Raw genomic sequence first — 26,991 nt, forward strand, 5'->3', positions numbered from 1 at the left:
TTCTGTTAGCTTAATGCAATTCCACCATTGACATTAATCACTTCCCCCGTTATGTAATTATTCTCTATAAGAAAATGTACCGACGAGGTAATTTCTCTGACAGTGCCAACTCGTTTAAGTAATACCTTGTTATTAATTAATTCTTTATGTGTCTTTAATAATGATTCCGACATTTCCGTCTGAATAATGCCTGGCGCAACCGCATTCACCCGAATATTCTTGGCTGCGACTTCAACAGCAAGTGCCCGCGTCAATGATTCTATTCCGCCTTTAGTGGCCGCATAAATTGACTGACCTTTATTGGGCCTTTTGGCTGAGATCGACGAGATATTGATAATATGTCCACTACGCTGAGGTATCATCACTTTCAATACTTCACGGCTACACAAGATATAGCTCAATAAATTGTTATTTATCAGTAGCTCAATATCTTTGGTTTCCATTGTGGCCAACAATCCATCTCTGGTAATCCCCACGTTATTGACCAGAAGATCAATTCGGCCAAACGCCTCACTCACGGTATTAATAAATGAGCTGACATCTTCCGCTTTGGCAAGATCGACTCTGATTGGCAGTACGTCGGGATAATCGTGTGTCACTTCAGCGATAAAATCGGCTGTTTGAGTCATTTCATTTCGATAACAAAACGCGACCCGATATCCCTTCTCCAACAGACTTAGCACTATTGCCCGGCCAATGCCCTTACTGCCTCCCGTTACGATGGCACATTTTTTTACGGCGTCTTGTCCTACCTGTGTGTTTTCACTCATAAGCTAGAATTCTCTTTGATATCCGATAGGGTGAAATGGTGTTTCCTCGCGATCGCCATAATGTCGAGAACTTGATGGGTAGAGATATTTCCGTATGAGAAATTATCTTTATGCTGTTCCAACGCCAGCAAAATGGTTTCCGTCATGCAGGCATAAAGCTGACCTTCTCCCAAATAGGCCCTGACCCGCGGATCTAAACTGTCATGATGAGGAGTCTGGACAATTCCTCCCCGCAGTATTTTGATATCCGGTCGGTTCCTCAAATCATCATCGGAAAGGTTATGCGGCACAGAAATATCACAAACGATCGCATCCCGCTTTATCTGGTCTACCGATATAAAGGCTTCTGAGGCATTGGCGGCACACACAATGACATCACTGTGCTCAATATCAGAAATACTCTGAGAAATATGGATAAATACCTGATCGGGATAATGCTGAACCAGATAGTGATCAATGGCTTCACCTATGCTGGTTTTACCCTCATTGAACTGGCTAATAAAGTCATCATCTGGCATCAATGCAAGGCAATCCACGATCCTTTGTGCCAACCCACCCATCAATGGCTGTTTATTGACAATAAATTGTTCATAGATATATTGATAAATATGGTATTTCACTTCATTCAGTTTTCTCACTGAACCCTGATTATTACTGCCTATCAGCACCATTTCCTGATATTGTGGCCCCAAAATTTCTGCATAAACCCGACCGATATTCCCTGCACCACCAATCACCGCAAGCCGCATTTGGGTGATATCCCGATGCGATGTACTTCTTTGCAAGGCTTCAATCCCAATCCCCACAGTCAAAGCATTACCGGTCGTTATACCTATCTGGTTATTTTTCACTGATTTACCATTATTGGTAATAATCGATGTAAACATCCCCAACCCAACTACCGTATTACCAGACTCCACAGCTTGAGCAATACGAACATCAATTTCATGCCTCAACCGCGCCAAATCATTTTGGGCCAGTGCAGCCTTAATCATTTTTGATGTCACAGGAATCGGATACAGCGTAAAGTCTACCGACTGCCCATTAACCGAGCTTATACGTGCGGGTTTGAAAGGTTTAGTCGCCAGATTAAAGCTGGTGCTCTCGACAAACGATTCCAATTCTTCATCGCTGAAAATGCTGAAAGAGGGATCAACTTCTCTGAGCCAGTCTGCAGAAATCAGATGGTTAATGAACGCCGCCTTATAATTTGCTGCACTGCCATTTTGTTGACCCACTTCCCTGCTACGATAATCAGCAGGAGTGGATTGATTCAACTTCCCAAGTATAGGGGCCACAATGAACCCTGCATTAGCATGGCGAATCGCCAGACAAACTTTAGCAAGTTCATCCACAAACCGGACAATGTCCCGGAGTTCCAGAAAAACAGAGGGTTCCATACGGATCACATTGGCCGCACTACCTGAAGGCGCAACACGGATATGGCTGCCGCACAGTAAATAACCACTGATGATATAGCCCAGGCTGCCCTGAACAGCGATATTTTGCAAAATGTAAGAATCTGAATCATCTACATCATGGAATTCTACCCCCCAGATCAACCCTTTTCCGCGCACATCTCGAATAATATCGGGGTAGTCTTCTTTCAGGGCATGGAGCCGTACCTTGAACTCTTCCCCCAGTTGGGTGACTTGCTTAAGTAACTGGCGCTGATCAGCATGCAGTAAGTTTATATAGTCCAAAGCCACTCGGCAGGAAAAATCATCCTCACCAAACGTTGAGCTTTGAATTAAATCAAACCCCGGAGTAAAACTCTCCTGGCGGATCGCAACAACCCCGATTTTGGCGTACCCTCCACCCAATGCTTTGGAAAGTACATAATAATCAGCATGAATACCCACATCACTGGATGCCACCAGAAACCCACACCGCCCAGATCCAGCCTGCACTTCATCCGCAATGATTGGACATCTAATGATCTGTTTTAGCTGATTAACTCCGCTTACCTGCTCTGCACTAAGTGGGTAAACGCCCCCTTCTCCCTGAACGGGTTCTATCAACAATGCGGCAACGGTTCTAAATTTCTTTTTCGTCAGGATAATCCGGTCATTTTCTTCCTGTGGCAGCCATAACCAACCATTCAGAATGTCATTGGCTTTCTCTCCCATCTCAACAAACTCAGACAGTTTCTCAGTGGAAAGGAAATAAGTGTTGATTTTCAGACGCTTCAAGTAATCACGATACATAGTACCGTGTGTACAGTTCGCCGTTACTATCATTTTTCCATGAAAGGCATGTTCAAGGGCAAGAAATGTTGGCTTTGAATCTAACCGACTCTGGTTGAATGCAGTCAACGCACGTTGGATATCTTGGGCAGAAGCCTTTTCCTCCAGTTGCAGCTGCTGGCACTGCTCATCTGTCAGCGCAATCACTGACTCGCCGTTTATTTTAGCAGTAGCCTGTGCAACCTCTTGTTCCAAGGCTACAAGCTCTGCATTACGTGTGAATTCGACACTTTTCAGCGCAACTTCCATCGATTCTGCTCCTGTGCTGGTAAAGCAGAACACAAAATCGCCGCTGGTCGCAGTTTCTTCCTTCAGTAATTCATTCAATCTTTCTGCCAAGACGGCCGCAGGCTTTCTGATGGAAAACTGGTTATGAACCGGTATCTCTTCATCAAGATAGTGCTTAATTCTTTCTCTGATAAGAAGGGAATTGTGGCCAAGCAATGTCGCACCATATCCTCCTAAAAGATCTAATACGGGTATTTCCTGATCCTGTTCATCTTTGTAATACAAAAAATTGCCCGAAGCCCGATGATAAGTTTTGTCTAAACCAATAGAAACCAATGCACGGGTAAGCAATGGCTTACAAAACCTAGCGTAATTTTCCATTATAGATCCTTAATATGTGAACCTGCTGTTATATGAAGCTATGGTTGTGTGGAGCTATGGTTATTTGAGACTAGGGCTGGCAGTCTCAGTCCGTACACAGGCTGACATATAGTCCGCTATTTCATTGATAAACAAGACGGCTTCAGCACAATGATTTCCTTCACGATACATTCTGCTCAGGGAGGAAATATCGATGGTCGGATAATCTTGCAGTGTCGGTCTTTCACCCTTCGCCAGAATAAAAGTGACGCCAAATTCCACAAAGTCTTCCTCACCATCAGATTGAGCATCATGAGTGATATTTCCCATGCCAGAAGCCACCACTAATGCATAGTCAATCATGCCGTTGCTCAGGAATAACTCAGCCTCACTGAATGCTGACAACAAACCGATATTTCCACGTAAAAAAGAAGCACAATCGCATTGCAGGCTCAATTCTTGGGAAAGCACACCTAGCAGGTTATTACTGAGCGATAGGGTAATTAAGAAAGGATTTACCTGTACTGAATTCCAGATAGTTTGATAAATTTCATGTTCATTCTCTGCCCCATGTTCTTCCTGTTCAGGATTCAATTCCGAAGGCATAGGATGAAGATAGCCATACTGTGTGGTATACAGGCCAAATTTTTTATTAGGATCAGCGATATCCAAACCGGATAACATTAACGCTCTTCGCGCTGAAATAATGCCTTTTTCCGTTCCGATAGAATAAAAACGCCTCAACTTGTCATTTTTAATCAGCTCACGGCCATTATTCTCATGATTCAAGCTATTCAATGACGGATGATGACTAGTCACATTATAGCTAATAAGTTTTACGCCTCTATTAATCACCATAATCCCCTATCACTAAACACGAATTAATACCACCAAAGCCAAATGAGTTTGTTATCGCATTTTTTACGGGGAAAGGCCTGCCCTTCTGTGGAACATAATCCAAGTCACACAGTGGATCAGGCGTTTCAAGATTGATGGTAGGAGGAATAAACTTGTTTTTCACCGTCAGAACCGTTGCTACAGTTTCAACCGCTCCCGCCGCAGCTATCCAGTGGCCCAACATCGATTTTATTGATGAAATCAGGGGCGGCTGGCTGCCAAAGATCCGCTTGATAACCGCAGTTTCCAACTCATCATTCAATGGGGTTGATGTGCCGTGGGCATTAACATAATCAATCTGGTGAGGTTCTAATCCGCTGTCCCTGATAGCCTTCCTGATAACGTTTTCCGCCCCAATACCATCAGGATGGGGAGCGGTCAGCTTATAAGCATCAAGGGAAGCACCGTATCCTGTAATTTCAGCGTAAATTTTCGCGCCTCTGCTCAACGCACTTTCTTCACTCTCAAGGACTAAGAAAGCACCCCCTTCGCCAGCAACCAAACCACTGCGATTTTTATCAAAAGGCCGACAAAACCTGTCACCCCATTTTTCTGTTGTGGCAGTTGCCCCCAACAAATTCAACCCGACCAAAGTGCGCAGGCTTATGACCGAATCAGCCCCTCCCGCTAACATCATGGTGGACTCCCCCCTTCGAATGGACTGACAGGCCAGCCCAATAGCGTGAGTCGCACCAGCACAAGCCGCATTGACATTGACGACAGGCCCCGCTAAAGCAAGCTGGCGAGCGATCTCCGTTACCATTCCATCATTACTGCATCTTATGCCTGAATAAGCACCCAAATTATTACGTTGCTGCAACAGGGATTGCATAACTGGTTCATGAGAATGACGGCACAGATTTCTATCATCTTCAAGAGTGCTAGAAACCCCGCTACACCCATAAATTCCGATGCGCTTCCCAGCAAGCTGTGCCGGATGTAGCCCCGCATCTTCCAATGCCTTGGCTGCAGCAATAATTCCCATCACTCCACGTCTGTCTGTCATCCCGGATTCCGGCAGGTACGCAGAGTGATTGGCAATCAGTGAATCAAAATCAATCTGTGCAGCATATTTGATAGGTAATGCGCCATTATCTGCAAACGCCAGTGGTTTAACGGCAGATTCTCCATCGCAAAGTTTTTGCCAGAAAACATCAATATGAGTCCCGAAAGCACTGACGATCCCCATGCCCGTGACTACAACGCGACGATCAGAAACCATCACAACTCCCCCTCTTTGGGCATCCCCATGCGAAGCAAAATGGCAATGCATTGATTTTCCAAACCATGAACCACGACTAACACCAAACTAGGCGGCAGTTGACGGATGAAATTCCGATTGACGTTATCAACACCGATCCCTTTTTTATGCATGTCAATGGCCAGATTAATCGCAATAAAAGGTGCTGCCGGCCCTGAATACCCCATGGTTTTATCAAGATAAAATTGCATGGCATCAGGAAAAGTATCGCTTGCCAGTGTTATAAACCCATCAGTGGCTTTTCCAACATGGATGATTTGGCATGGCGATAAATTTTCTTCCGTCAATTCAGTCAGAAAACGCTGATACGGGTTATTGTTGTGAAAGGCTGTGTTGTGCAGAAATGAACGTTCAAGACGGAGTATCTCACCGTCCGCATTATGAACATCTTCATGCAGAGTAATAAATGCCGCCGCTTCTGCTGGTAGCCACGGGGTATTTTTTATGAGGCGTTCGTATGCAAGGTAATACCACGGTGAAATTTTCTGGCTACCACCGCCGCAGAGAATCCATTGGCTACGTTTTTCTTTAATACTGTAATAACCTTCCAGAAGTGCATTGCCACCTGCATCAACATGAGGAGAAAAAAAACCATTGTCTCCCTGAATATTAAGATGTTGAGATAAATGGCTGGCTGTTGACGTATTTAACAATGCCAATCCCATTAATGGAGGTGTTTCAACCAAGGCTCTGGAAACATAACTTTCATCGTCCTGTGCATCAAAGGCAATAGGAAGTATGTCATCATCAGCATCACTGGTTCCTAATCCGATAAACAATCCTCGTTGTTCAGGCGGAATTTTATCCCCAGTGCTACTTTCCCACGTTTTGATGCCAGAATAGAGCACCCACCGACTTTGCGCATTCGCAACCCGCCGGACAATCTTATCCATACGTGGCATGACAAAAGCCTTATCGCTAATAAGCCTTTCACCTACGATATTGGGTAAATGAAGTGAACTATCTGAACGTTCAGCCGCTGCGATATTACCCTGTATCAGGTTGTCCATATTCAGGCCATCAGGAAGCAGGCTAACTCCACTGGCAATATAGATTCCCATTCTTCACCCCTCATGCCGCTTTAATATCAGACTGCTATTTTCCCCACCAAACCCAAAGGAATTACTCAAGATGTGATTAACGCGTTTCACTTTTGCAGTGCTGTTAACGTTAACCACCCCATCCGTTTTTCCCGCCTCAGAAAAATTAAGGCTGGGAAGAATGAGTTCATTCTTCAATGTTTCAATGGAAAGGATGGCTTCCAATAGTCCGCTAACAGCAAGCGAGTGCCCCATCGCCGATTTCGTGGAAATAACCAATGGGTTATGGGGAAAAAGTGCATTAATCGCTTTGCTCTCAGCAAGATCATTATTGACGGTTGATGTACCATGAGAATTAATGTGCTCAATATCCTCCGCTGATAAGCCCGCATCTTGCAATGCAGCAGACATGCAGTCCCGGTAATATCGCCCAGAGAGATCGGTTGACGTCATTTTATACCCTTCGGATTGCCGAGACATTCCTGCAATTTCAGCTATGATGTTTGCCTTTCTGGCAATAGCATGAGAACAACGTTCTACAACCAAAAATGCAGAAGCATCAGCCAGAACACAACCTGACCTATCTTTATCAAATGCCCGTGAAGATTGGCTCATATCGGTAAATTTACCGTCATACAGCGCTCTGACTTTCTTGAACAATAATTGCATAATCGGGTGGGTGGCTTCTTCAGAAGCACCAACCAATGCAATGTCAACCCTGCCACTCTTGAGGTGCTGATAGGCCGAATAGAGTGCGACCATGCCAGCTGTACAAGCATCACTATAAATTTTGGGCAGTGTTGAGATATTTAAGCTGTTTGCCAGCTCTTCGGCGATTTCATATGGGCGCATCAGCGCCCCAAATTGTTCAATATCGATATATTTTGAGTGCGATATTCCTGAATTGAAATAACGGGATAATGCCTCACCATCAACAAACATCTTGTTATTGGCAAAAAATAACTCACATTGGGATTGATTTAACTCCGTTTGAGTCAATCCCGCCATTTGCAAACTATTTGATGCAGCACCGCAAGCCATCAAGAAAACACGATTATTGGATAATTGTCCTGTACAGCTGAATTGACTACGTAACCTATCTATATCTTTGGAGGATAATTTGGCACTCGGAATATGGGTTATTCCATACTCTTTTAATAACTCATCTTCACAGATAAGTGATTTCCCTTCCGATAGAGAATTAAATAAATCACTTGGGCAATCATGATTACGAACAATTAAACCATAACCGGTTACAGCAATATTATCTGTACTTATACCAGTCATAGTTATCTTCTATTTTAATAATATATTTTATTCAGGTTATGTTCTATTAATACTGAATGATAATTATTTTTATCTTAGCCAGTTAATTTCATAAATTAAGAACCTTATTATTTAATTAACATTTCTGAACAATATTTTTCTATTTCTTCCAGGATAATCTCATCCGCATTTTTTCCATTCGACTCGTAAGTGGCTTTACATAACGAAGCCCAATTGTGAACATTGGTTTCACCAAATACATCACCCAAAGTATGAATGGTATTCAACTGTTCCGGTGTATAATCATAACAACTATAAACAAGTAATCCTTTGCCTTCTTGAGTAAGCGTATCATCAGCTAACAGCCGGTTCAGTACCTCTTCGGAAAGAACTTCATAAGCATGGGCAAAAACACTTTTTGTCGGCATCGTGATTTTAAATTTCTTACCAAGATTAAATGATAAATCAATGACATCTAAAGAATCCGCACCCAAATCATTAATTAATGAAGAATTTTCATGAATAGTATTTTCTTCAACAAAGAGAATTGAGGATAATTCCTCACATACCGCAGATACATATTTTTTCATATAATATTAGCCTACAAACGTATATTTAACTTAATGGAATAATAAAGTCTCACAAACTATTCCACCATGTCAATAAATAAGAAAACTAACCCTACAAACAAAAATAAAAACACCATTAATTAAATCAATAACAAACAAAAAAAGAATATATTCTTTTTTAAAAATTGAGATTTATAATAATTACACGTAACTATTCTAAAATGAAATCATAATGGAATAATTATTATTAATAATAAATAAATGAATAAAAAAACAATAATAACAAATTGTTATTTTATTCATTTTATTTTAAATAACAATCAATTAGTAATATTAACATAAAATATTACAATGGGATTTAATTTGTTACTTATAATAAATATGATATAATACCAATTATTATAATTATATTAATAAGAAATCAAGTTATAATTAATTAAAATATAAACTGTCTTGTTTGGTATATCGTCATGAAAAAAATCATCAATAACGTCCCAGCTCATATAACCAAATCGCATCATTTCATTAACAATAGAATATACTGCTGGTGATTCAATCTTTAATGAATGTAATTCCTATATCATATCGAAATGAATTGATATCAATCTGAAAAAGCATTTAAATAAAGCGCAATATGTCCTAATTGTACATTGTTTAATTTTTTTAAAAAAAACCGATTGATATTGCTCTTCCTTATTTTAATAAGGCAGGTATTGTTCAAGTTAAAGCAATAGCCGATGTGCAGCCAAAGAATATGCTAGTGCAGGTATTACGGTGAACGCGTACTGTCCGGGAGAGCATCAACTTTCTTCTGGGGATACAATGGTAGTTTATTTTGAATATACAAAATAAGGTAGACAATTTATCTGAGAAAGAGCATAAGCCAATCCTAGCAAAGCTCATCAAAATATACATTTGATAAGCTTCAGTGAACGTTACCCGATATTTTTTTACCCATTCACTTCCCAATACAAAAGCTCGAAAAAATCCGTCCCAGCAAATCATCCGAAGTAAATTCGCCGGTAATTTCACACAATACCTGTTGCGCCAGTCGCAATTCTTCCGCCAGCAATTCCCCTGAACGGGCAAAAACCAATTGTTGATGGCCTTCCTGCAAATGTTCTGCCGCCATATTCAACGCCTGTAAATGGCGGCGACGGGCGAGGAAGCCCCCTTCGGTATTGCTGTTGAAACCCATCGCCTCTTTTAGATGATCCCGCAGCAAATCAATACCTTCCCCCTCACGGGCAGAGAGGCGGATTAATGAGTAACCACTTACTTCTAATACGCCGGTTTCTTCTCCGGTCATATCGGTCTTATTGCGGATCACGGTAACAGGCAGTGATGCAGGCAGCTTTGTCATAAATTCCGGCCAGATTTTCGCAGGTTCAACGGCATCCGTGGTCGTGCTATCTACCATAAACAGCACCCGATCCGCCTGCTCGATTTCCTGCCATGCGCGTTCGATACCAATGCGTTCCACTTCATCGCTCGCTTCGCGCAGCCCCGCCGTATCAATAATATGCAGCGGCATTCCATCAATATGAATATGCTCGCGCAGAACATCGCGTGTTGTACCTGCAATATCGGTGACAATCGCGGCTTCACGGCCAGCCAATGCGTTGAGCAGGCTGGATTTTCCCGCGTTTGGCCGTCCCGCGATAACCACTTTCATCCCTTCACGCAACAAACTCCCCTGGCGTGCCTGTGAACGGACGTGATCAAGTTCTTCAATCACTTCATCCAGCTTGGCTTCTATCTTGCCATCGGAAAGAAAATCAATTTCTTCATCAGGAAAATCAATCGCCGCTTCAACGTAGATACGAAGGTTAGTAAGCGCTTCCACCATTTGGTGGACATGATTGGAAAATGTTCCTTGCAGAGAATTCATGGCTGAACGGGCAGCTTGCTCAGAACTGGCATCAATCAGATCCGCAATCGCCTCAGCCTGTGCCAAGTCGAGTTTGTCATTCAAAAATGCACGTTCAGAAAATTCACCCGGATTGGCAATACGCACAGCAGAAATTGTCAGAATACGTTTTAATAGCAGATCAAGAATGACTGGCCCACCGTGCCCCTGAAGTTCCAGCACATCTTCGCCGGTAAAAGAGTTGGGGCCGGGGAAGTAAAGTGCGATGCCTTGATCCAGCACAGTTCCATCCACATCACGGAAGGGCAAGTAATCCGCATAACGGGGTTTCGGCAACTTGCCCAATACCACCTCAGCAACTTCCGCCGCCTTAGGGCCAGAAATACGCAGGATGCCTACACCGCCTCGTCCCGGAGGAGTGGCCTGAGCGACTATCGTATCGGTGGTATTCATGAAACTCTCTCTTTTACTAATCAACTGAAATAATAAAGGCGGCCAATGACCGCCTTCTAGTTAGCTCTTTAAAAGATCTACTTTTTTTCGCGGGTATGTAAGCCGCGTTTTTCCAGACTGCGGAAAATAACCTGCTGCTGGATAATAGTGACCAAGTTACTGACGATATAGTACAGCACCAGACCAGACGGGAACCACAGGAAGAAGACAGTAAACATTACGGGCATGTAAGTCATGATCTTCTGCTGCATAGGGTCGGTTACGGTCGTTGGTGACAGTTTCTGGATCACAAACATGGTCGCACCCATCAGCAATGGCAGAATGTAGTAAGGGTCTTGTGCGGACAAGTCCTCAATCCAACCAATGAATGGCGCATGACGCAGCTCAACAGAACCCATCAGCATGTAATACAACGCAAGGAAGATTGGCATCTGAATCACCAGAGGCAGACAGCCGCCCAGTGGATTCACTTTTTCTGTTTTGTACAGCGCCATCATTTCCTGACTCATGCGCTGACGATCATCACCATGACGCTCACGCATCGCCGTAATTTTCGGCTGCAACAGACGCATTTTCGCCATGGAGGTGTATTGCGCCTTAGTCAGCGGATACATGATACCGCGCACGATAAAGGTAATGGCAATGATGGAGAAGCCCCAGTTACCGATGAATTCATGCAGGAATTTCAGCAACTTGAACAGAGGCTGAGAAATAAACCACAACCAGCCGTAATCAACGGTCAGATCCAGATGTGGAGCAACTTCAGCCATTTTGTCCTGGATTTCAGGACCTACCCACAGAGTAGAGGAGATATTCTGCTTGCTGTTAGGTGCGATATTGACGGTTTCACCTTTGTACCCGATTATCGCCATTTTCTGGCTTTTCTGGTCAATCGTGTAGAACGTGCTGGTAGAGTTTGCGCCCGGCACCCAAGCAGTGGCGAAATATTGCTGCAACATCGCTACCCAGCCACCGTTGGTCGTCACGGCTAACGCTTTATCTTCAATATCGCCGAATTTGTATTTTTCGTATTTTGCTTCAGCTGATGAATAAGCAGCACCGCGATAAGTATGCAGAGCAAAGTTGCTGCTGCCAGTATCACGACTTTTCGGCAGCTCAACACTCTGCTTCAACTGACCAAAGAACGCCATCTGCAACGGCTTGTCAGTTACGTTATCGATGTTGTAATCGACAGAAACCGCGTAATTACCGCGTTTCAAAATGAAGGTTTTGACATAAACAACACCATCTGGTGCAGTATAAGTCATCGGAATACGCAACTCATTCTGACCATCAGCCAAAACGTAGCTATCCTGAGTGGTGTGGTAAAACGGGCGTTCAGCTTGATTATCTGGGCCATTGGTGCCAGTTAATCCACTTTGAGCCTGATAAATGAACTCAGGGGTGCTTTCGAGCAGTTTGAATGGTTTGTTGGAACCGAGGGTATCAGGATAGGCCAGCAGATCAGCCTCTTCGATATCACCGCCACGGGTATTAATGTGCAAAGAAAGCACATCCGTTTTCACGGTGATCAGTTTACCTTGCCCACTGCTTGCTTCGCTACTCGGCGTATTTGCTTGTTGCGTGATCTGTGCCGTTGGTTGTGGGTTCTGATCTTTCTCCCACGCCTGCCAGACCAAGAACGAAACAAACAGCAAAGCGATGAAAAGAAGATTGCGTTGCGAATCCATCGTTAATGTTCTCTGTTATCTTCGTTTTTTTTAGGTGGGACAGGATCATCACCACCTTCGTGTAAGGGGTGGCATTTTAATATGCGTTTCACTGTTAACCAACTGCCTTTTATCATTCCAAACCTGCGCAGTGCCTCAATGCCATATTGAGAACAGGTAGGATGAAAACGACAGCGAGGCCCCAACAGTGGACTGATCACCAACTGGTAGCCCCTGATTATCGCAATCAAGAGCCGCGAACCAAGCGACAGTGACGACGCCATAATTTGCCCAACGCCTCCGTTAGCTCACGATTATCAAGCTCAGCAACCCCTTTCCTCACCAAAACCACAAAATCCATGGAAGGCAATTTATGCTGGTTTAAACGAAAACTTTCACGAGCCAATCGCTTGATACGATTACGCTCATGGGCGCGTTTAACATTTTTTTTGGCGACGGTTAGACCGATGCGGGGATGCCCCAGCTCATTAAGGCGCCCAAGAATGGTTATCTCTGCGGAGCTTGCCCGTTGTGGCTGCTGGAAAACATAAGTGAAATGCTCGGGAGTTAACAAACGTAACTCCCTCGGAAAAGCGAGCTTAACCACGTGGTATGATTAGCTTTATTACTTAGAAACAGTCAGACGAGTACGGCCTTTCGCACGACGGCGAGCCAGAACTTGACGACCATTTTTAGTGGCCATACGAGAGCGGAAGCCGTGGGTACGGTTACGCTTCAGTACGGACGGTTGGAAAGTGCGTTTCATAGCGATTTCTACCTAACTTAAAATTTGTTACTGATTCAGCAAATTCGTTGGCGACCAGTGAGAAATAAGTAGACACCGATGCCTCAGTCGCAACATCAATATATAGAAAGAGGCAGGATTGTAATAAAATGTACTACCCCTAGTCAATCCATCAATCTAAGATGACGCGAGCCTGACCGCTTTCCTGTCGGTTTTTTTTACTTTAACCAGACATTACCAGACTTTTGCTACCCGAGGTGCTTACCCCAAATCTTAACCAGCCATAGCCGGAAAAAAATCGTTGGCATAACACGCAGGGTGCAAGATTATACGGACTGTGTAATAAAGCGCAAGGATCATACACCGATCCTTACATCTTAATCGTGATCATCATGTTGTTTTCACTTTATATTTTAAACGATAGATAAATGGAATTTGCTATATACCATGATTACACTACAGTATCTTTTACGGGCCTTATATTCTGCAAGTGCCAAAGCGTGGCGATCTCCCTGTGGATAAAAAGCGTCAAAGCTGTGTAAAAGAATGAGGATCTATGCCGTCTTTTGCGTTATGATCACCGATCCCGATCTCACTATGCGGATCGTTGGGGAGCGATGATAGTAAAAATCGCCACAAGGTACATGCGACCTTCCTCATCATCGGGGAATGACGCCTTGTACCCAGTATAACGTATCTATTATTCCGATTTCTTTTATTAGTCTTGTTTTAGGGGAGTTCGCCGTGTCACTTTCGCTTTGGCAGCAATGTCTTGCCCGATTGCAGGATGAGTTACCTGCCACAGAATTCAGTATGTGGATACGACCCCTTCAGGCAGAACTGAGTGATAACACTTTGGCTCTCTATGCCCCCAACCGTTTCGTGCTGGATTGGGTAAGAGAGAAATATATCAACAATATCAATTTGTTATTAAATGATTTCTGTGGCCCTGAAGTACCGTTACTGCGTTTTGAAGTCGGTAATAAGCCTGTTTCACCGAACCAGTCTACATCTCAGAAAATCATTGCCAACATGCCGATAGCTACTGCGCCGTCCAGTTTATCTGTACGCCCAAGCTGGGATAATGCAAAAGCCCAGCCAGAGTTATCCTATCGTTCCAATGTGAACCCAAAACATACGTTCGATAACTTTGTTGAAGGTAAATCCAACCAACTCGCCAGAGCGGCAGCCCGACAAGTTGCCGATAATCCGGGGGGCGCATACAATCCGCTGTTCCTCTATGGCGGCACCGGGTTGGGTAAAACTCACCTTTTGCATGCCGTCGGCAATAGCATCATGGCACGCAAAGCCAATGCAAAAGTGGTGTACATGCATTCTGAACGTTTTGTTCAGGATATGGTAAAAGCTTTACAGAACAATGCGATAGAAGAATTTAAACGTTATTATCGCTCAGTGGATGCCCTGCTGATCGATGATATTCAATTTTTTGCGAATAAAGAGCGATCCCAAGAAGAATTCTTTCACACGTTCAATGCTCTGCTGGAAGGTAATCAACAGATTATTCTGACATCAGATCGCTATCCAAAAGAGATCAATGGCGTCGAAGATCGGTTAAAATCACGTTTTGGCTGGGGGCTGACCGTTGCCATCGAGCCACCGGAACTGGAAACACGCGTTGCCATTCTAATGAAGAAAGCTGACGAGAACCAAATCCAGTTACCGGGTGAAGTGGCTTTCTTTATTGCCAAACGCCTGCGATCCAACGTTCGTGAGCTCGAAGGCGCTTTGAACAGGGTCATCGCCAACGCCAATTTTACCGGGCGGGCGATTACCATTGATTTTGTACGCGAAGCACTACGTGACTTATTGGCTCTACAGGAAAAGCTGGTAACTATTGATAATATTCAGAAAACAGTCGCTGAATATTACAAAATCAAGGTTGCTGATCTGCTTTCCAAACGCCGTTCACGCTCCGTTGCCCGCCCAAGACAGATGGCAATGGCGCTGGCAAAAGAGCTGACAAATCACAGTTTGCCTGAAATCGGGGATGCCTTTGGTGGACGTGACCATACAACAGTTCTTCACGCATGTCGTAAAATCGAACAGCTGCGTGAGGAAAGTCATGACATCAAAGAAGATTTTTCTAACTTAATCAGAACATTATCTTCCTAGCGCTATGAAATTTATCATTGAACGTGAGCAATTATTAAAACCCTTACAGCAGGTTAGCAGCCCCTTGGGTGGCCGTCCTACCCTGCCAATTTTGGGCAACTTGTTGTTGCAGGTGACGGAAGGTTCCCTGTTGCTGACAGGCACCGATTTAGAAATGGAAATGAAGGCACGGGTTGCGCTGACTCAGCCGCATGAACAGGGCGCAACAACCATCCCCGCGCGTAAATTTTTTGATATCTGGCGAGGGTTGCCTGACGGAGCGGAGATCAGTGTTGAACTGGATGGCGATCGCATTCTGGTTCGCTCTGGCCGCAGCCGTTTTTCACTGTCTACCCTGCCGGCTTCAGACTTTCCTAATCTTGATGACTGGCAGAGCGAAGTCGAATTTTCTCTGCCACAGGCAACACTGAAACGTCTGATTGAATCCACCCAGTTTTCAATGGCACATCAGGATGTGCGCTATTACTTGAACGGCATGCTGTTTGAAACCGAAGAGGAAGAGCTGCGTACCGTTGCAACTGACGGCCACCGTCTGGCAGTCTGCTCTATGAATATCGGCCAGAACCTGCCTTCCCATTCGGTGATCGTTCCCCGTAAAGGCGTCATTGAATTGATGCGGCTGCTCGATGGCGGCGATAGCCCGCTGCAATTGCAGATTGGCAGCAATAACATTCGCGCGCATGTCGGTGATTTCGTCTTCACATCCAAGCTGGTGGACGGGCGCTTTCCTGATTACCGCCGCGTACTGCCCAAAAACCCAGATAAAACGCTGGAAGCAAATTGTGACGTGCTTAAGCAGGCATTTTCACGGGCGGCGATTTTATCCAACGAAAAATTCCGTGGTGTTCGTATCTATTTAAGCGAAAACCAACTCAGGATTACCGCAAACAACCCAGAACAGGAAGAAGCGGAAGAGATCGTTGATGTCAGCTACCAAGGCACTGAAATGGAAATTGGCTTCAATGTCAGCTATGTGCTGGATGTCCTGAATGCATTGAAATGCGAGCAAGTAAGTCTCTTGCTGACGGATGCCACCTCCAGTGTGAAAATAGAGAATTCAGCCAGTCAGGCCGCGACTTATGTCGTGATGCCTATGCGCCTGTAACCACATTAACTCATTTTATGATTCTCTCGCGTTTGCTGATCCGCGATTTTCGTAATATCGCGAATGCCGATCTGACTTTGGCAACCGGTTTTAATTTTCTGGTTGGGCCAAATGCCAGTGGTAAAACAAGTATACTGGAAGCCATTTATACATTGGGCCATGGGCGTGCTTTTCGCAGCATTCAGGCGGGAAGGGTGATCCGCCATGATTGTGAAGAATTCATTCTTCATGGGCGGCTGGAACAGCAATTCCACGAACGGATCTTGGCGGTAGGGCTGAGTAAAAACCGTCTGGGTGACAGCAAAGTCAGGATCGATGGCAGTGACGGGCATAAAATTGCCGAACTGGCAAAAATGCTGCCGATGCAACTTATCACGCCAGAAGGTTTTACGCTGCTAAACGGGGGCCCCAAATACCGCCGCGCTTTTATTGACTGGGGTTGCTTTCACAATGAGCCGCGTTTTTTTACTGCCTGGGTCAACCTGAAAAGGCTGCTCAAACAGCGAAATGCAGCATTGCGGCAAGTGACCCGCTATAGCCAAATCCAACACTGGGATCGCGAGCTTGCACCGCTAGCGACTGAAATAAGCCAATGGCGGGCTGAATACATTGCAGGTATTGCTGAAGATATCGAGAAAACCTGCAAACAATTTTTACCTGAATTCACCCTCAGCATCAGCTTCCAGCAGGGCTGGGACAAAGAGAGTGAATATGCAGAACTGCTCGCGCGGCAATTCGAGCGCGACAGAGCGTTAACCTACACCGCTTCCGGCCCCCATAAAGCCGATCTACGGATCAGGGTGGACGGCACACCAGTAGAAGATATGCTCTCCCGTGGTCAGTTGAAATTACTGATGTGCGCGTTGAGGTTAGCGCAGGGTGAATATTTCACCCGACAGAGCGGGCAAAAATGCCTGTATCTGCTTGATGATTTTGCTTCTGAACTGGATGCCGGCCGTCGTCAACTGTTAGCCGAGCGTCTAAAATCTACGCAGGCTCAGGTATTTGTCAGTGCAATCACGCCTGGGCAAGTTACAGACATGATTGATGTAAATAGCAGGATGTTTCGCGTAGAACATGGCAAAATCGAGGTTCAACCACAGGATTAAGATGAGCGAGAAACGTTGATGTCGAATACATATGACTCCTCAAGTATCAAGGTATTAAAAGGGCTGGATGCCGTCCGTAAACGTCCAGGCATGTATATCGGTGATACCGATGATGGTACCGGCCTGCACCACATGGTCTTCGAGGTTGTTGACAACGCTATCGACGAAGCCCTCGCAGGTCATTGTGACAAAATACTTGTCACCATCCATACAGATAACTCTGTTTCTGTTCAGGATGATGGCCGCGGTATTCCTACCGGCATACACGAAGAAGAAGGTGTTTCAGCAGCGGAAGTCATCATGACCGTGCTGCATGCGGGGGGTAAATTCGATGACAACTCCTATAAAGTTTCCGGCGGTCTGCATGGTGTAGGGGTTTCTGTTGTTAACGCCTTATCTGAAAAACTGGAACTGACTATCCGTCGTGACGGCAAAGTCCACGAACAAACCTACCAGCATGGGGTTCCACAGGCACCGTTGAAAATGGTCGGAGATACTGAGCAGACTGGGACAACTGTCCGTTTCTGGCCAAGTATGGACACGTTCAAGCTCAACACCGAATTCGAATATGATATTCTGGCGAAACGCCTGCGCGAGCTGTCATTCCTGAACTCCGGCGTTTCTATCCGTTTAGTCGACAGACGCACTAATGCAGAAGACCATTTCCATTATGAAGGTGGTATCAAGGCGTTTGTTGAATTCCTGAGCCGCAATAAAACGCCTATTCACCCTAATGTCTTCTATTTTTCCACGGAAAAAGACGGTATCGGCGTGGAAATTTCCATGCAGTGGAATGACGGTTTTCAGGAAAACATTTACTGTTTCACCAACAACATTCCTCAGCGCGATGGGGGAGCCCACTTGGTTGGTTTCCGTGCCGCGATGACTCGTACCCTCAACAGCTACATGGATAAAGAGGGTTACAACAAAAAATCCAAAGTTAACGCCACGGGTGATGATGCCCGCGAAGGCTTGATTGCAGTTATTTCCGTCAAAGTCCCTGATCCGAAATTCTCTTCTCAGACTAAAGACAAGCTGGTTTCTTCTGAAGTGAAGACGGCGGTTGAAACCCAGATGAATGAGAAGCTGGTAGAATACCTGCTGGAAAACCCGAACGATGCCAAAACGGTCGTCGGCAAAATCATTGATGCCGCTCGTGCCCGTGAAGCGGCGCGTAAAGCCCGTGAAATGACCCGCCGCAAAGGCGCACTGGATCTGGCAGGTCTGCCGGGCAAACTGGCTGACTGTCAGGAGCGTGATCCTGCTCTGTCCGAACTCTACCTGGTGGAGGGTGATTCTGCGGGAGGGTCAGCAAAACAGGGGCGCAACCGTAAAAATCAGGCGATCCTACCACTAAAAGGTAAGATCCTGAACGTTGAAAAAGCGCGTTTTGACAAGATGTTGTCTTCACAGGAAGTCGCAACGTTAATCACCGCACTGGGCTGCGGTATTGGCCGTGATGAATACAACCCGGACAAACTGCGTTATCACAGCATTATCATCATGACCGACGCCGATGTCGATGGTTCCCACATCCGTACCCTGCTGCTGACGTTCTTCTACCGCCAGATGCCTGAGATCATTGAGCGTGGCTATGTCTATATCGCCCAGCCACCTCTGTACAAAGTGAAAAAAGGCAAACAAGAGCAATACATCAAAGATGACGATGCCATGGAAGCCTACCAGATGTCGATTGCACTGGATGGAGCATCTCTCTACACCAATCAGCACGCGCCAGCACTGAAAGGCGAAGCGTTGGAAAAACTGGTCACTGAGTTCAATGCCAGTAACAAAATCATTAAACGCATGGAACGCCTGTATCCGCAGGCTTTACTGAATAATCTGATTTACCACCCGACACTGACCGAAGATGCCTTGAACGATCAGGCAAAAGTGGAAGAATGGGTGAGTACGCTGGCTATTCGTCTAAATGATAAAGAGCAGCATGGCAGCACTTATAGCTATCAAATCCATGAGAACCGTGAGCGTCAGATTTATGAACCCGTTCTGTGTATCCGTACACATGGCGTTGATACCAACTACAATCTGGATTTCGATTTCATCCACGGGGGCGAATACCGCCGCATCACCAAGCTGGGAGAATTGATTGGCAACCTGATTGAAGAAGATGCATACATTGAACGTGGCGAACGTCGTCAACCCGTGAGTAACTTTGAACAGGCATTAGAATGGCTGAGTAAAGAATCACGCCGTGGCCTTTCCATCCAACGCTATAAAGGTCTGGGAGAAATGAACCCTGATCAATTGTGGGAAACCACCATGAACCCAGAAACCCGCCGTATGATGCGTGTAACAGTGAAGGATGCCATTGCTACCGATCTGCTGTTTACGACTCTGATGGGAGATGCGGTTGAACCTCGCCGTGCATTTATCGAAGAGAATGCCCTGAAAGCCGCGAATATTGATATTTAATCGTCCTTATCCCAGATAGTTTTCCGCTATCTGGGATACAAAAAGTCTTAATCTGACTCACCTTGCAACACAAGGTGAGTCAGATTTATTTTATCGGTTCTTTATTGTTTGCTTACCTTATAAGCGCGTACTCATTAGGCTTTGATTATGTGATTCAATCGTTTTTATAAATCTTGAACTTGCCCCATGCTCACTCCCGATATAATCCCCACTAATTATTCCCGCATGAGGGATCTTATCGACAGCATCAGCCAAAATGCCCTTATTTTTAGATAAGTAACGTTTTACCCCTGAAGTCAATTGCCCACGCCCAGGAGAGGCAAATGGAATATTCGTTTGAATAACATTAAGCTGGCCGTCAGGCGCTGGGGTTGCATGATACTCACTCAAAAACTCGGCTGTCTCCGTTGCGCTCGCTCTATTAGCCCACTGAGTATGAACTTGTTCTTTGTATTTCCAATGGGACTCAGTTCCATCATAGCCATGAACCATAAGCCCTATGTTTTTTCCTTTACTCAGTAAATCAACCGTTGCTTCACCTAAACTCGATGTATCATCAGGTGTAATAAGATTATTACGGTGGGCAGTGAGTACATCCGGTAAAAATGTATCTGAAGCCGATGTTCTAGACGTTGCTTTCTTCTTTCCTTCCCCTTTAAATACCATTTTGAGCAAATAGAAATTATTAGTATCTTTTCCTGCATGCTCCAATAGTGCCTTAACATCGGCAGTGGCATCACCTCCTGCAACGCTAGGGCCATGGAAAAAACCAAATGAACCATCTTTGCGCTGTGCTACTCGAATATCGAAGTACCTAGCACCCGCTTCTGCTTGCTCCTTCAAGGTTAGATTTTGAGTTTTAAATGCTCGGGGCAATAGTGCTCCTAAACTCATTGAGAATCCGCTTTTTGCCCTACTGTAGGCATAAGTGCCTGCGTCATGGCTGCCCAGCATTGCTATCTGAGATAACTTAGTCTCCGCAGGTAACTCATTATGATTTATGGGAAGGTTTCCAGTCGGATCAAATAATGTAATAGGGTTATTTCTCACCATTCGAAACAGGTTCAGCCCGTCCACTGTCCCCGCAGGATCGGCACTTAACCAACGCGCTGTCCACGGTTGGTAATAACGGTATCCATAGTAGTACAACCCCGTTGCATCCCGCTCCTTGCCCGAATATCGGATAGTTTTGTAGTCCGCTTCTGTCTGGCTTCTGGCTGTCCACACCGCCGTGCCGCCATACGGATAGTATTCTTCCAAGCTGATGATCTGCCCGTCACCGTCCACTTCCAGTCCGCTGCTCCCCACCAGATTATCGTAGCTGTAGCGTATCTGGTTGTTACTGAGCGCATCCGGTTTGCCGCTTTCCCAATGCAATACCTGCACTTGCGCCCGCCCCGCCTCACCGACCTTAATGATTTGAAGTATTTCCTTTTCCACATCGCCGTTTTTTGTGGTGCGCAGCTCCAGCTCCGGCAGATAAAGCACCCGCTGTTGCTGTTGGCTGCCACCAGTCTGCTGCGTACTGACTTTCACCACACGCTGATTATTGCCATCATAAAGATAACTTTCCCTGTCTGGTTGACCAGACAATCGATTTACCCGTGTCACTTGTTGCAACTCCCCCCTCATCGTCCAATCCAATCTCTGCCCTGGCATTAATTGCAGTTGAGACCCTGACTTATCAAAAAAAGTATCTACTTTTGATGGTATGTCTGTCAGTGTGCTGAGTACGGCATGGTTATTACGTTCGGAGACAGTAATAGCAGTAGTGTAGTTGTTACCGGTTGCCGGTGCGCTGTGGCGTATCTGGGTTAGATTGTTACCACGGTCATACGTGTAAGTGCGGGTGTAGTTAGTGTAAGTGCTGCTGTCAGTGCCCAGGGGAATAATCGGTGTCGGTAATTGATTAGTCTGCTGCCCAATATTGGCCATCTCACGTCCGCTCGCACTGACCAATTGATACAGACTGTCGTAAACATAAGTCGCTTTAGCATCTACCTTCTGATTGCGCCAAAAGCGGGTAGCCTCTGTATCATTGCAGAGACTTACCACATTACCCACAGGGTCGTATTCATAACGCAAATCCTGCAACACTTTTGCCCCAGCGACATGTTTTTCCGGGCGTTCAGTCTTGATAGCCACCAGACGCAGTGTCTTTGGTTCATACAAGTAGGTGGTCACTATCCCGTTGCCATGTTCTTCCCGCAGCTTATGGCCAGCAGCAGAATAAGTCAGCGATTTAATGATGACCTGCTCTGAAGCACCTTTCATTGTCAGCCAGCTACCATAGAGTAAACCCGCCACATCATAGGCTAATCGTTGTCTGTTGCCTTTAGTATCGGTCTGAGTAAGCACCGTCCCCGTCGCATTTGTGGTACAGGTGGTTGTAAACGCTTCTGGAACCAACTGATCTTTCCAGTCTGGCTCACTGTCACCTCGCCAGTCCACAACACTTCCCTCAGGCAATAACTGGCGTGCAGTCGATAGCGGGATACCTGTCAGCGCAATGCTGTTGGTCTGGAGCATACCGGCAGTGTCATAGTGGCGGACGCACTGGCCAGTCAGGTTGAACGCTTGTTCACTCGGGCTATTGCCGGCCCAGACAAAACGTTCTGTCACCTGTACAGCTTGCCCTTGTTGTTGTTCGGTAATACTCAACAGACGTCCTATATGAGAGGGCTTTTCATATTGCCAACGACGAGTCACGCTGGTCGCATTAACGCTGAATATCGGCCGACCTTCGATATCGTTTAACGTGATGGCAGTACCCGCATCGACACTATCAGTACGTAGGACATCACCAGTGAGAGAGGAGAAATAAGTAAAATTGGGATTAATCGCTTGGTTCGACTGCTGCAATTCAGCCAGGCGCGGATCAATACTCGTGCTCAATCTGCCGTGGGCGTTAAACTGGTAGCGAGTGATACGATCATCGATGTGATCTGGCTGGTCAGGATGACAATGGTAATGGATATCACGCACAGTCAACATCCGGTTATCCTGCACGGTGACTACTGGCGTTTTGTGGTGAACCTGAAAGTTTTTATTTATCATGTCCATGCTCCGCAACCCCATGTCCCACAAGCTAAACTATGTTAAGTTTTGTCATGGTTAGGGGTCGTTAAAAAGATTGTGTGATTTATTGATAACCACCTGAATTTCATTTCAGAAGAAAACTCAGTATCTGAGGCACGAGCAAAATTTTTGTCAAAGGAAACACCATCGTGGAGATCCTCAGGCAAGATTAATTTAGAAGAACTTTACTGTCACGTCGATGACTTTTGCCAAAAACTTATTCCTCTCTGGCATCAGAAATTGATTGAATACGGGTTACTCAAACGCTATCTGCCGGCTTCCTTTTTTCTCAGTAAGGCCATAAATAGCCTTACTTTATTTCATATGAGCCATCAAAAATTCTTATATTTATCATATTAAGCACTATCCTTTTATCACGCAAAGCACCGCAGTTAACTCGGTTTCTTACTGGAAATTGTATCAGGGTTAATTGCTTATACGTTCCAACCGAAAAAACCGGGCTTGAATCTGCGGGCTTCTGAAATCACTGTTCTTAAACAGAGTTGAAATTACAGCAAAATACGCAGCATACGGCGCAGAGGCTCTGCCGCTCCCCACAACAATTGGTCACCAACGGTAAAGGCTGACAGATATTCCGGCCCCATATTCAGCTTACGCAGACGTCCAACGGGCGCATTCAGTGTTCCCGTAACCGCAGCCGGGGTTAATTCACGCATGCTCAATTCACGATCATTCGGGATAACGCGAACCCAATCATTATGGGAAGCCAGCAGCGTTTCAATTTCATGGATGGCAATATCTTTTTTCAATTTCAGGGTAAATGCCTGACTATGGCAACGCAGCGCCCCAATACGGACACACAGGCCATCAACAGGGATGATATTATTGCCTGTATTGAGGATCTTGTTGGTTTCAGCCTGCCCTTTCCACTCTTCACGGCTCTGCCCATTGTCCAACTGTTTATCAATCCACGGAATTAGGCTACCTGCCAGCGGAACACCAAATTGATCCGTCGGCAATGCGCCACTGCGAGTGAAATCTGTTACACGCTTTTCGATATCCAACATTGCGGAAGCCGGGTTTTGCAGCTCACTGTCAACCTGATTATGCAGCATGCCCATTTGCACCAGCAGCTCACGCATATGACGAGCACCGCCGCCAGAAGCCGCCTGATAAGTTGCTACCGACGCCCACTCAACCAGATTATTGGCAAACAGCCCACCCAAAGACATCAGCATCAAACTAACGGTACAGTTGCCGCCAACAAAGGTTTTGATGCCTTTATTCAGGCTATTTTGAATATGTTGATGGTTAACAGGATCAAGAATAATGACAGCATCATCATTCATGCGCAGTGCAGAAGCGGCATCAATCCAATACCCCTGCCAGCCTGTCGCCTTCAGTTTGGGATAAATTTCGTTGGTATAATCCCCACCTTGGCAGCTAATGATAATATCCAGCGCCCCCAGCGCCTCAATATCAAAGGCATCCTGCAAAATGCCAGCTTTCCCGGTAAAGTCGGGGGCGGACTGCCCATGCTGGGATGTTGTGAAGAAGACAGGATTGATCTGGTCAAAATCACGCTCTTCCACCATACGCTGCATCAATACTGAGCCGACCATACCACGCCAGCCGATAAAACCTACATTTTTCATCATGTTTACCCTGTCCTGAAAGATATCCGTCAGCCACCCTGACTTGTATTAAAGCTGACAAAATATGATAAAAGGTGCAAGTAAATTTATATGCTATGGCACCCGTATTTCTGAAACGATACGTTGACCATTTTTAAACTATATTGCCGTATGTTCTCCCCTATCAGCACCGAAATTATCCAGTGCGCCGTAAAACCCCGTCCTTCAGAGGCTGTCAAATTGGTTTATTACTCTTAACCCTGAACCGCTTTAAAGCGGGGATTGGATTTACAAATGACATAGAGACGGCCACGACGACGAACTATCTTACAGTCAGGATGACGGTTTTTTGCGGACTTCAATGAATTTAATACCTGCATAAATATCCCTTCAACTTAAGTTGTTACAATATAACATAACACTATCTCAATTTAGTTGTGCTGACAATCCCTTTTGATCATCATTTGAAAAACCAATTTCTTCCTAATGGATAAATAAAAAATAGAATTTTCATCAACTTACTAAGATATAACTATTACGATATCTTAATATTACCCAAATACTTGCTGATTTGGTGGAAAGCGCCCAGTCTTTAAGAGCCTATTAAGAAATTTAACTGAAATAATGATGACAGTTGGAGTGGTTTTTCCTGCATATCGGGGAAACCATTCCCTATAATTTTTCCTCAATTTTGATGTAGTAACGCCCTTCTCATTCTGAACACCAGCAAAAGTCACCTACTTTTTGTTAGCATAATTATTATATTAGGCTGTTTTTTCTTTGTATTTTTTAATTATCAATAGTTAGGAATTTTTATAAATAATATTTTTTTCAGATTATCAACCAGAAAATTTAGTAAAAAACAATATGAATAATACATAGTGACATCTATTATATCGTTGTAAAATATAATAGCTATTACGCAAAGTAATTTATAAGAGAAGACCTACCACCGCACATTCATTCATTTCTGTAATAAATTTAAATGTAGTTATAGCATAAGAGAAGATAATGTGTTTTAACTCTTCTCAACTAAGAACAAAATGGTACGTTTAGTATTATTTTGTTGTATGCTTATGCGTACATTATCTTTTTTCCAGCTTTCTTCACGCCAGTATTCATCAAAATATTTCTTAAACCCCATATCTTCTACATATTTTATTAACTCAGTTTTACGATTTGAATTTACATTTGAAAAAACAACATCGTTAGTCATTCTATCTGAACCGTCAGGGGAACTATAATATATGATATAATCATCCGAAATTAAAGGGACGTTTTTAATTTCATTAAATGTATAAAGATAATAATAAATAAAATTTGTTTTTGTATATGAAAAATTAACACTGGCCAATGACATAACAAATAACAAAACACTCACTACAAAAATAGATATTGGAATAAATACAAAAAGTAATTTTCTTATAAAATTATTCGAGACCAATTTGAGCATGTTCTACACCTATATTGATTTCAGTAACATCTTTAACATGTATTAAAATACTGCTTATTTTCATGTCAATTATTGGTGATATAGTATTTAAAAAACTGGGCAAAGTCCCATTATAAGGCCTTGCGTTATTTGGGTACTTTTCCGGATCTGGGAATAGTAGAGGTTTGAAAACCTTATTCTTATATTTACCTATGGGGCCATAATAATCCCATCGTTTTAATGCATCTTCTTTACTTACCACACCTAGCTGAGATAAATAGTCTACGCCATTTATAGCCCGATAAAAACCAAGCAAATTAGAAGTTAGGTCATCACTACTATAACCACTATCCATAATCCAATTAAATGGAAAAGAACCTTGGTTCGACTCAAACAAATAAGTTGTATACATCATAATTGTAAGAGCTACACTCTTCTTATCATGTAAAGATAACCCTCTTCTTACTCTCCACTTTGTTATTTTAGTTGTTCCATAATTCTTCCCTTTACCCATATATTGAATATATCTAACAGTAAAATACGGTTCCTTAGTATTATCCCCTGCATTTATGGTACTCATTAGTACTCTTGCATCATCTCCTGTAGCATGTCCTAGGTCTACCCATCCTAATTTCTCTGTATAAACCAATATTCCTTTTTCTATATCAGATCTTGTCGTCATTAGAACTCCTGTAATTTATCAGGTAAACTGTATAAAAACGTCGGCTCAC

20 protein-coding genes and 2 pseudogenes are annotated in these 26,991 nt (G+C 44.3%); 5 read left to right on the forward strand and 17 right to left on the reverse strand.

Annotated features, from left to right (window positions below):
* Positions 1–5: 5 nt before the first annotated feature.
* The 12 genes from PSI22_RS01940 to rpmH all read right to left on the reverse strand — a co-directional run bounded on the left by PSI22_RS01940 (position 6) and on the right by rpmH (position 13,396).
* Positions 6–770 (reverse strand): SDR family NAD(P)-dependent oxidoreductase, encoded by a 765-nt coding sequence (locus tag PSI22_RS01940; protein WP_273578213.1) that lies wholly within the window; start codon positions 768–770, stop codon positions 6–8.
* Positions 767–3,625 (reverse strand): aminotransferase class III-fold pyridoxal phosphate-dependent enzyme, encoded by a 2,859-nt coding sequence (locus PSI22_RS01945; RefSeq protein ID WP_273578215.1) that lies wholly within the window; start codon positions 3,623–3,625, stop codon positions 767–769. Before PSI22_RS01945 ends, PSI22_RS01940 begins: the two co-directional genes overlap by 4 nt.
* Positions 3,626–3,685: 60 nt before the next feature.
* Positions 3,686–4,462, reverse strand: a complete 777-nt coding sequence (locus PSI22_RS01950) for a hypothetical protein (protein WP_273578217.1) — start codon at positions 4,460–4,462, stop codon at positions 3,686–3,688.
* Positions 4,452–5,723 (reverse strand): beta-ketoacyl-[acyl-carrier-protein] synthase family protein, encoded by a 1,272-nt coding sequence (locus PSI22_RS01955; protein ID WP_273578299.1) that lies wholly within the window; start codon positions 5,721–5,723, stop codon positions 4,452–4,454. Before PSI22_RS01955 ends, PSI22_RS01950 begins: the two co-directional genes overlap by 11 nt.
* Positions 5,723–6,823: a beta-ketoacyl synthase N-terminal-like domain-containing protein gene (locus PSI22_RS01960; RefSeq protein WP_273578219.1), complete on the reverse strand. Its 1,101-nt coding sequence runs from the start codon at positions 6,821–6,823 to the stop codon at positions 5,723–5,725. The genes PSI22_RS01955 and PSI22_RS01960 overlap by 1 nt, the downstream gene beginning before the upstream one ends.
* A 3-nt stretch (positions 6,824–6,826) precedes the next feature.
* Positions 6,827–8,089 carry a beta-ketoacyl synthase N-terminal-like domain-containing protein gene (locus PSI22_RS01965; protein WP_273578221.1) on the reverse strand — a complete coding sequence of 421 codons (1,263 nt, stop codon included), beginning with the start codon at positions 8,087–8,089 and terminating at the stop codon, positions 6,827–6,829.
* Between the two features lie 107 nt (positions 8,090–8,196).
* Positions 8,197–8,658, reverse strand: a complete 462-nt coding sequence (locus tag PSI22_RS01970; RefSeq protein ID WP_273578223.1) for an acyl carrier protein — start codon at positions 8,656–8,658, stop codon at positions 8,197–8,199.
* Positions 8,659–9,595: 937 nt separating this feature from the next.
* The gene (gene mnmE / locus PSI22_RS01975) at positions 9,596–10,960 is read right to left on the reverse strand and encodes a tRNA uridine-5-carboxymethylaminomethyl(34) synthesis GTPase MnmE (RefSeq protein ID WP_273578224.1); all 1,365 of its coding nucleotides are present in this window, start codon (positions 10,958–10,960) and stop codon (positions 9,596–9,598) included.
* Positions 10,961–11,037: 77 nt separating this feature from the next.
* Positions 11,038–12,651: a membrane protein insertase YidC gene (yidC, locus tag PSI22_RS01980; RefSeq protein WP_038216444.1), complete on the reverse strand. Its 1,614-nt coding sequence runs from the start codon at positions 12,649–12,651 to the stop codon at positions 11,038–11,040.
* A gap of 2 nt (positions 12,652–12,653) precedes the next feature.
* On the reverse strand, positions 12,654–12,914 hold the full coding sequence (yidD, locus tag PSI22_RS01985; RefSeq protein ID WP_038180719.1) for a membrane protein insertion efficiency factor YidD: 261 nt from the start codon (positions 12,912–12,914) through the stop codon (positions 12,654–12,656).
* Positions 12,878–13,237, reverse strand: a complete 360-nt coding sequence (gene rnpA, locus PSI22_RS01990) for a ribonuclease P protein component (RefSeq protein WP_038196844.1) — start codon at positions 13,235–13,237, stop codon at positions 12,878–12,880. Before rnpA ends, yidD begins: the two co-directional genes overlap by 37 nt.
* An 18-nt stretch (positions 13,238–13,255) precedes the next feature.
* Positions 13,256–13,396, reverse strand: a complete 141-nt coding sequence (rpmH, locus tag PSI22_RS01995; RefSeq protein WP_012990648.1) for a 50S ribosomal protein L34 — start codon at positions 13,394–13,396, stop codon at positions 13,256–13,258.
* Between the two features lie 723 nt (positions 13,397–14,119).
* Here rpmH and dnaA point away from each other — a divergent pair.
* Genes dnaA through gyrB form a run of 4 tightly spaced genes read left to right on the forward strand, consistent with a single transcriptional unit; the run spans position 14,120 to position 20,155 of the window.
* Positions 14,120–15,508, forward strand: coding sequence for a chromosomal replication initiator protein DnaA (gene dnaA / locus PSI22_RS02000; RefSeq protein ID WP_012986629.1), 1,389 nt, complete (start codon positions 14,120–14,122; stop codon positions 15,506–15,508).
* Positions 15,509–15,512: 4 nt separating this feature from the next.
* Positions 15,513–16,613 (forward strand): DNA polymerase III subunit beta, encoded by a 1,101-nt coding sequence (dnaN, locus tag PSI22_RS02005; protein WP_046335467.1) that lies wholly within the window; start codon positions 15,513–15,515, stop codon positions 16,611–16,613.
* A gap of 17 nt (positions 16,614–16,630) precedes the next feature.
* Positions 16,631–17,722: a DNA replication/repair protein RecF gene (gene recF / locus PSI22_RS02010; protein ID WP_273578301.1), complete on the forward strand. Its 1,092-nt coding sequence runs from the start codon at positions 16,631–16,633 to the stop codon at positions 17,720–17,722.
* An 18-nt stretch (positions 17,723–17,740) separates the two neighbouring features.
* A complete protein-coding gene (gene gyrB, locus PSI22_RS02015; RefSeq protein ID WP_273578232.1) occupies positions 17,741–20,155 on the forward strand; it encodes a DNA topoisomerase (ATP-hydrolyzing) subunit B in 2,415 nt (804 codons plus the stop codon).
* A 117-nt stretch (positions 20,156–20,272) separates the two neighbouring features.
* Here gyrB and PSI22_RS02020 read toward each other — a convergent pair whose 3' ends face one another.
* Positions 20,273–23,212 carry an RHS repeat-associated core domain-containing protein gene (locus tag PSI22_RS02020; protein ID WP_273578234.1) on the reverse strand — a complete coding sequence of 980 codons (2,940 nt, stop codon included), beginning with the start codon at positions 23,210–23,212 and terminating at the stop codon, positions 20,273–20,275.
* 396 nt (positions 23,213–23,608) lie between these two features.
* Here PSI22_RS02020 and PSI22_RS21620 point away from each other — a divergent pair.
* Positions 23,609–23,740, forward strand: a pseudogene (locus PSI22_RS21620) (IS982 family transposase); the annotation flags it as partial.
* Between the two features lie 2 nt (positions 23,741–23,742).
* Here the strand turns inward: PSI22_RS21620 and asd are convergent.
* The 4 genes and pseudogenes from asd to PSI22_RS02040 all read right to left on the reverse strand — a co-directional run bounded on the left by asd (position 23,743) and on the right by PSI22_RS02040 (position 26,942).
* Positions 23,743–24,849, reverse strand: coding sequence for an aspartate-semialdehyde dehydrogenase (asd, locus tag PSI22_RS02025; RefSeq protein ID WP_273578303.1), 1,107 nt, complete (start codon positions 24,847–24,849; stop codon positions 23,743–23,745).
* A gap of 236 nt (positions 24,850–25,085) precedes the next feature.
* A pseudogene (ykgO, locus tag PSI22_RS02030) lies at positions 25,086–25,208 on the reverse strand (type B 50S ribosomal protein L36); the annotation flags it as partial.
* Positions 25,209–25,846: 638 nt separating this feature from the next.
* Positions 25,847–26,281 carry a hypothetical protein gene (locus tag PSI22_RS02035; RefSeq protein ID WP_273578236.1) on the reverse strand — a complete coding sequence of 145 codons (435 nt, stop codon included), beginning with the start codon at positions 26,279–26,281 and terminating at the stop codon, positions 25,847–25,849.
* Positions 26,259–26,942 (reverse strand): protein kinase family protein, encoded by a 684-nt coding sequence (locus PSI22_RS02040; protein ID WP_273578238.1) that lies wholly within the window; start codon positions 26,940–26,942, stop codon positions 26,259–26,261. Before PSI22_RS02040 ends, PSI22_RS02035 begins: the two co-directional genes overlap by 23 nt.
* Positions 26,943–26,991: the final 49 nt, after the last annotated feature.

Source organism: Xenorhabdus aichiensis (assembly GCF_028598775.1).
Taxonomy (GTDB): domain Bacteria; phylum Pseudomonadota; class Gammaproteobacteria; order Enterobacterales; family Enterobacteriaceae; genus Xenorhabdus; species Xenorhabdus bovienii.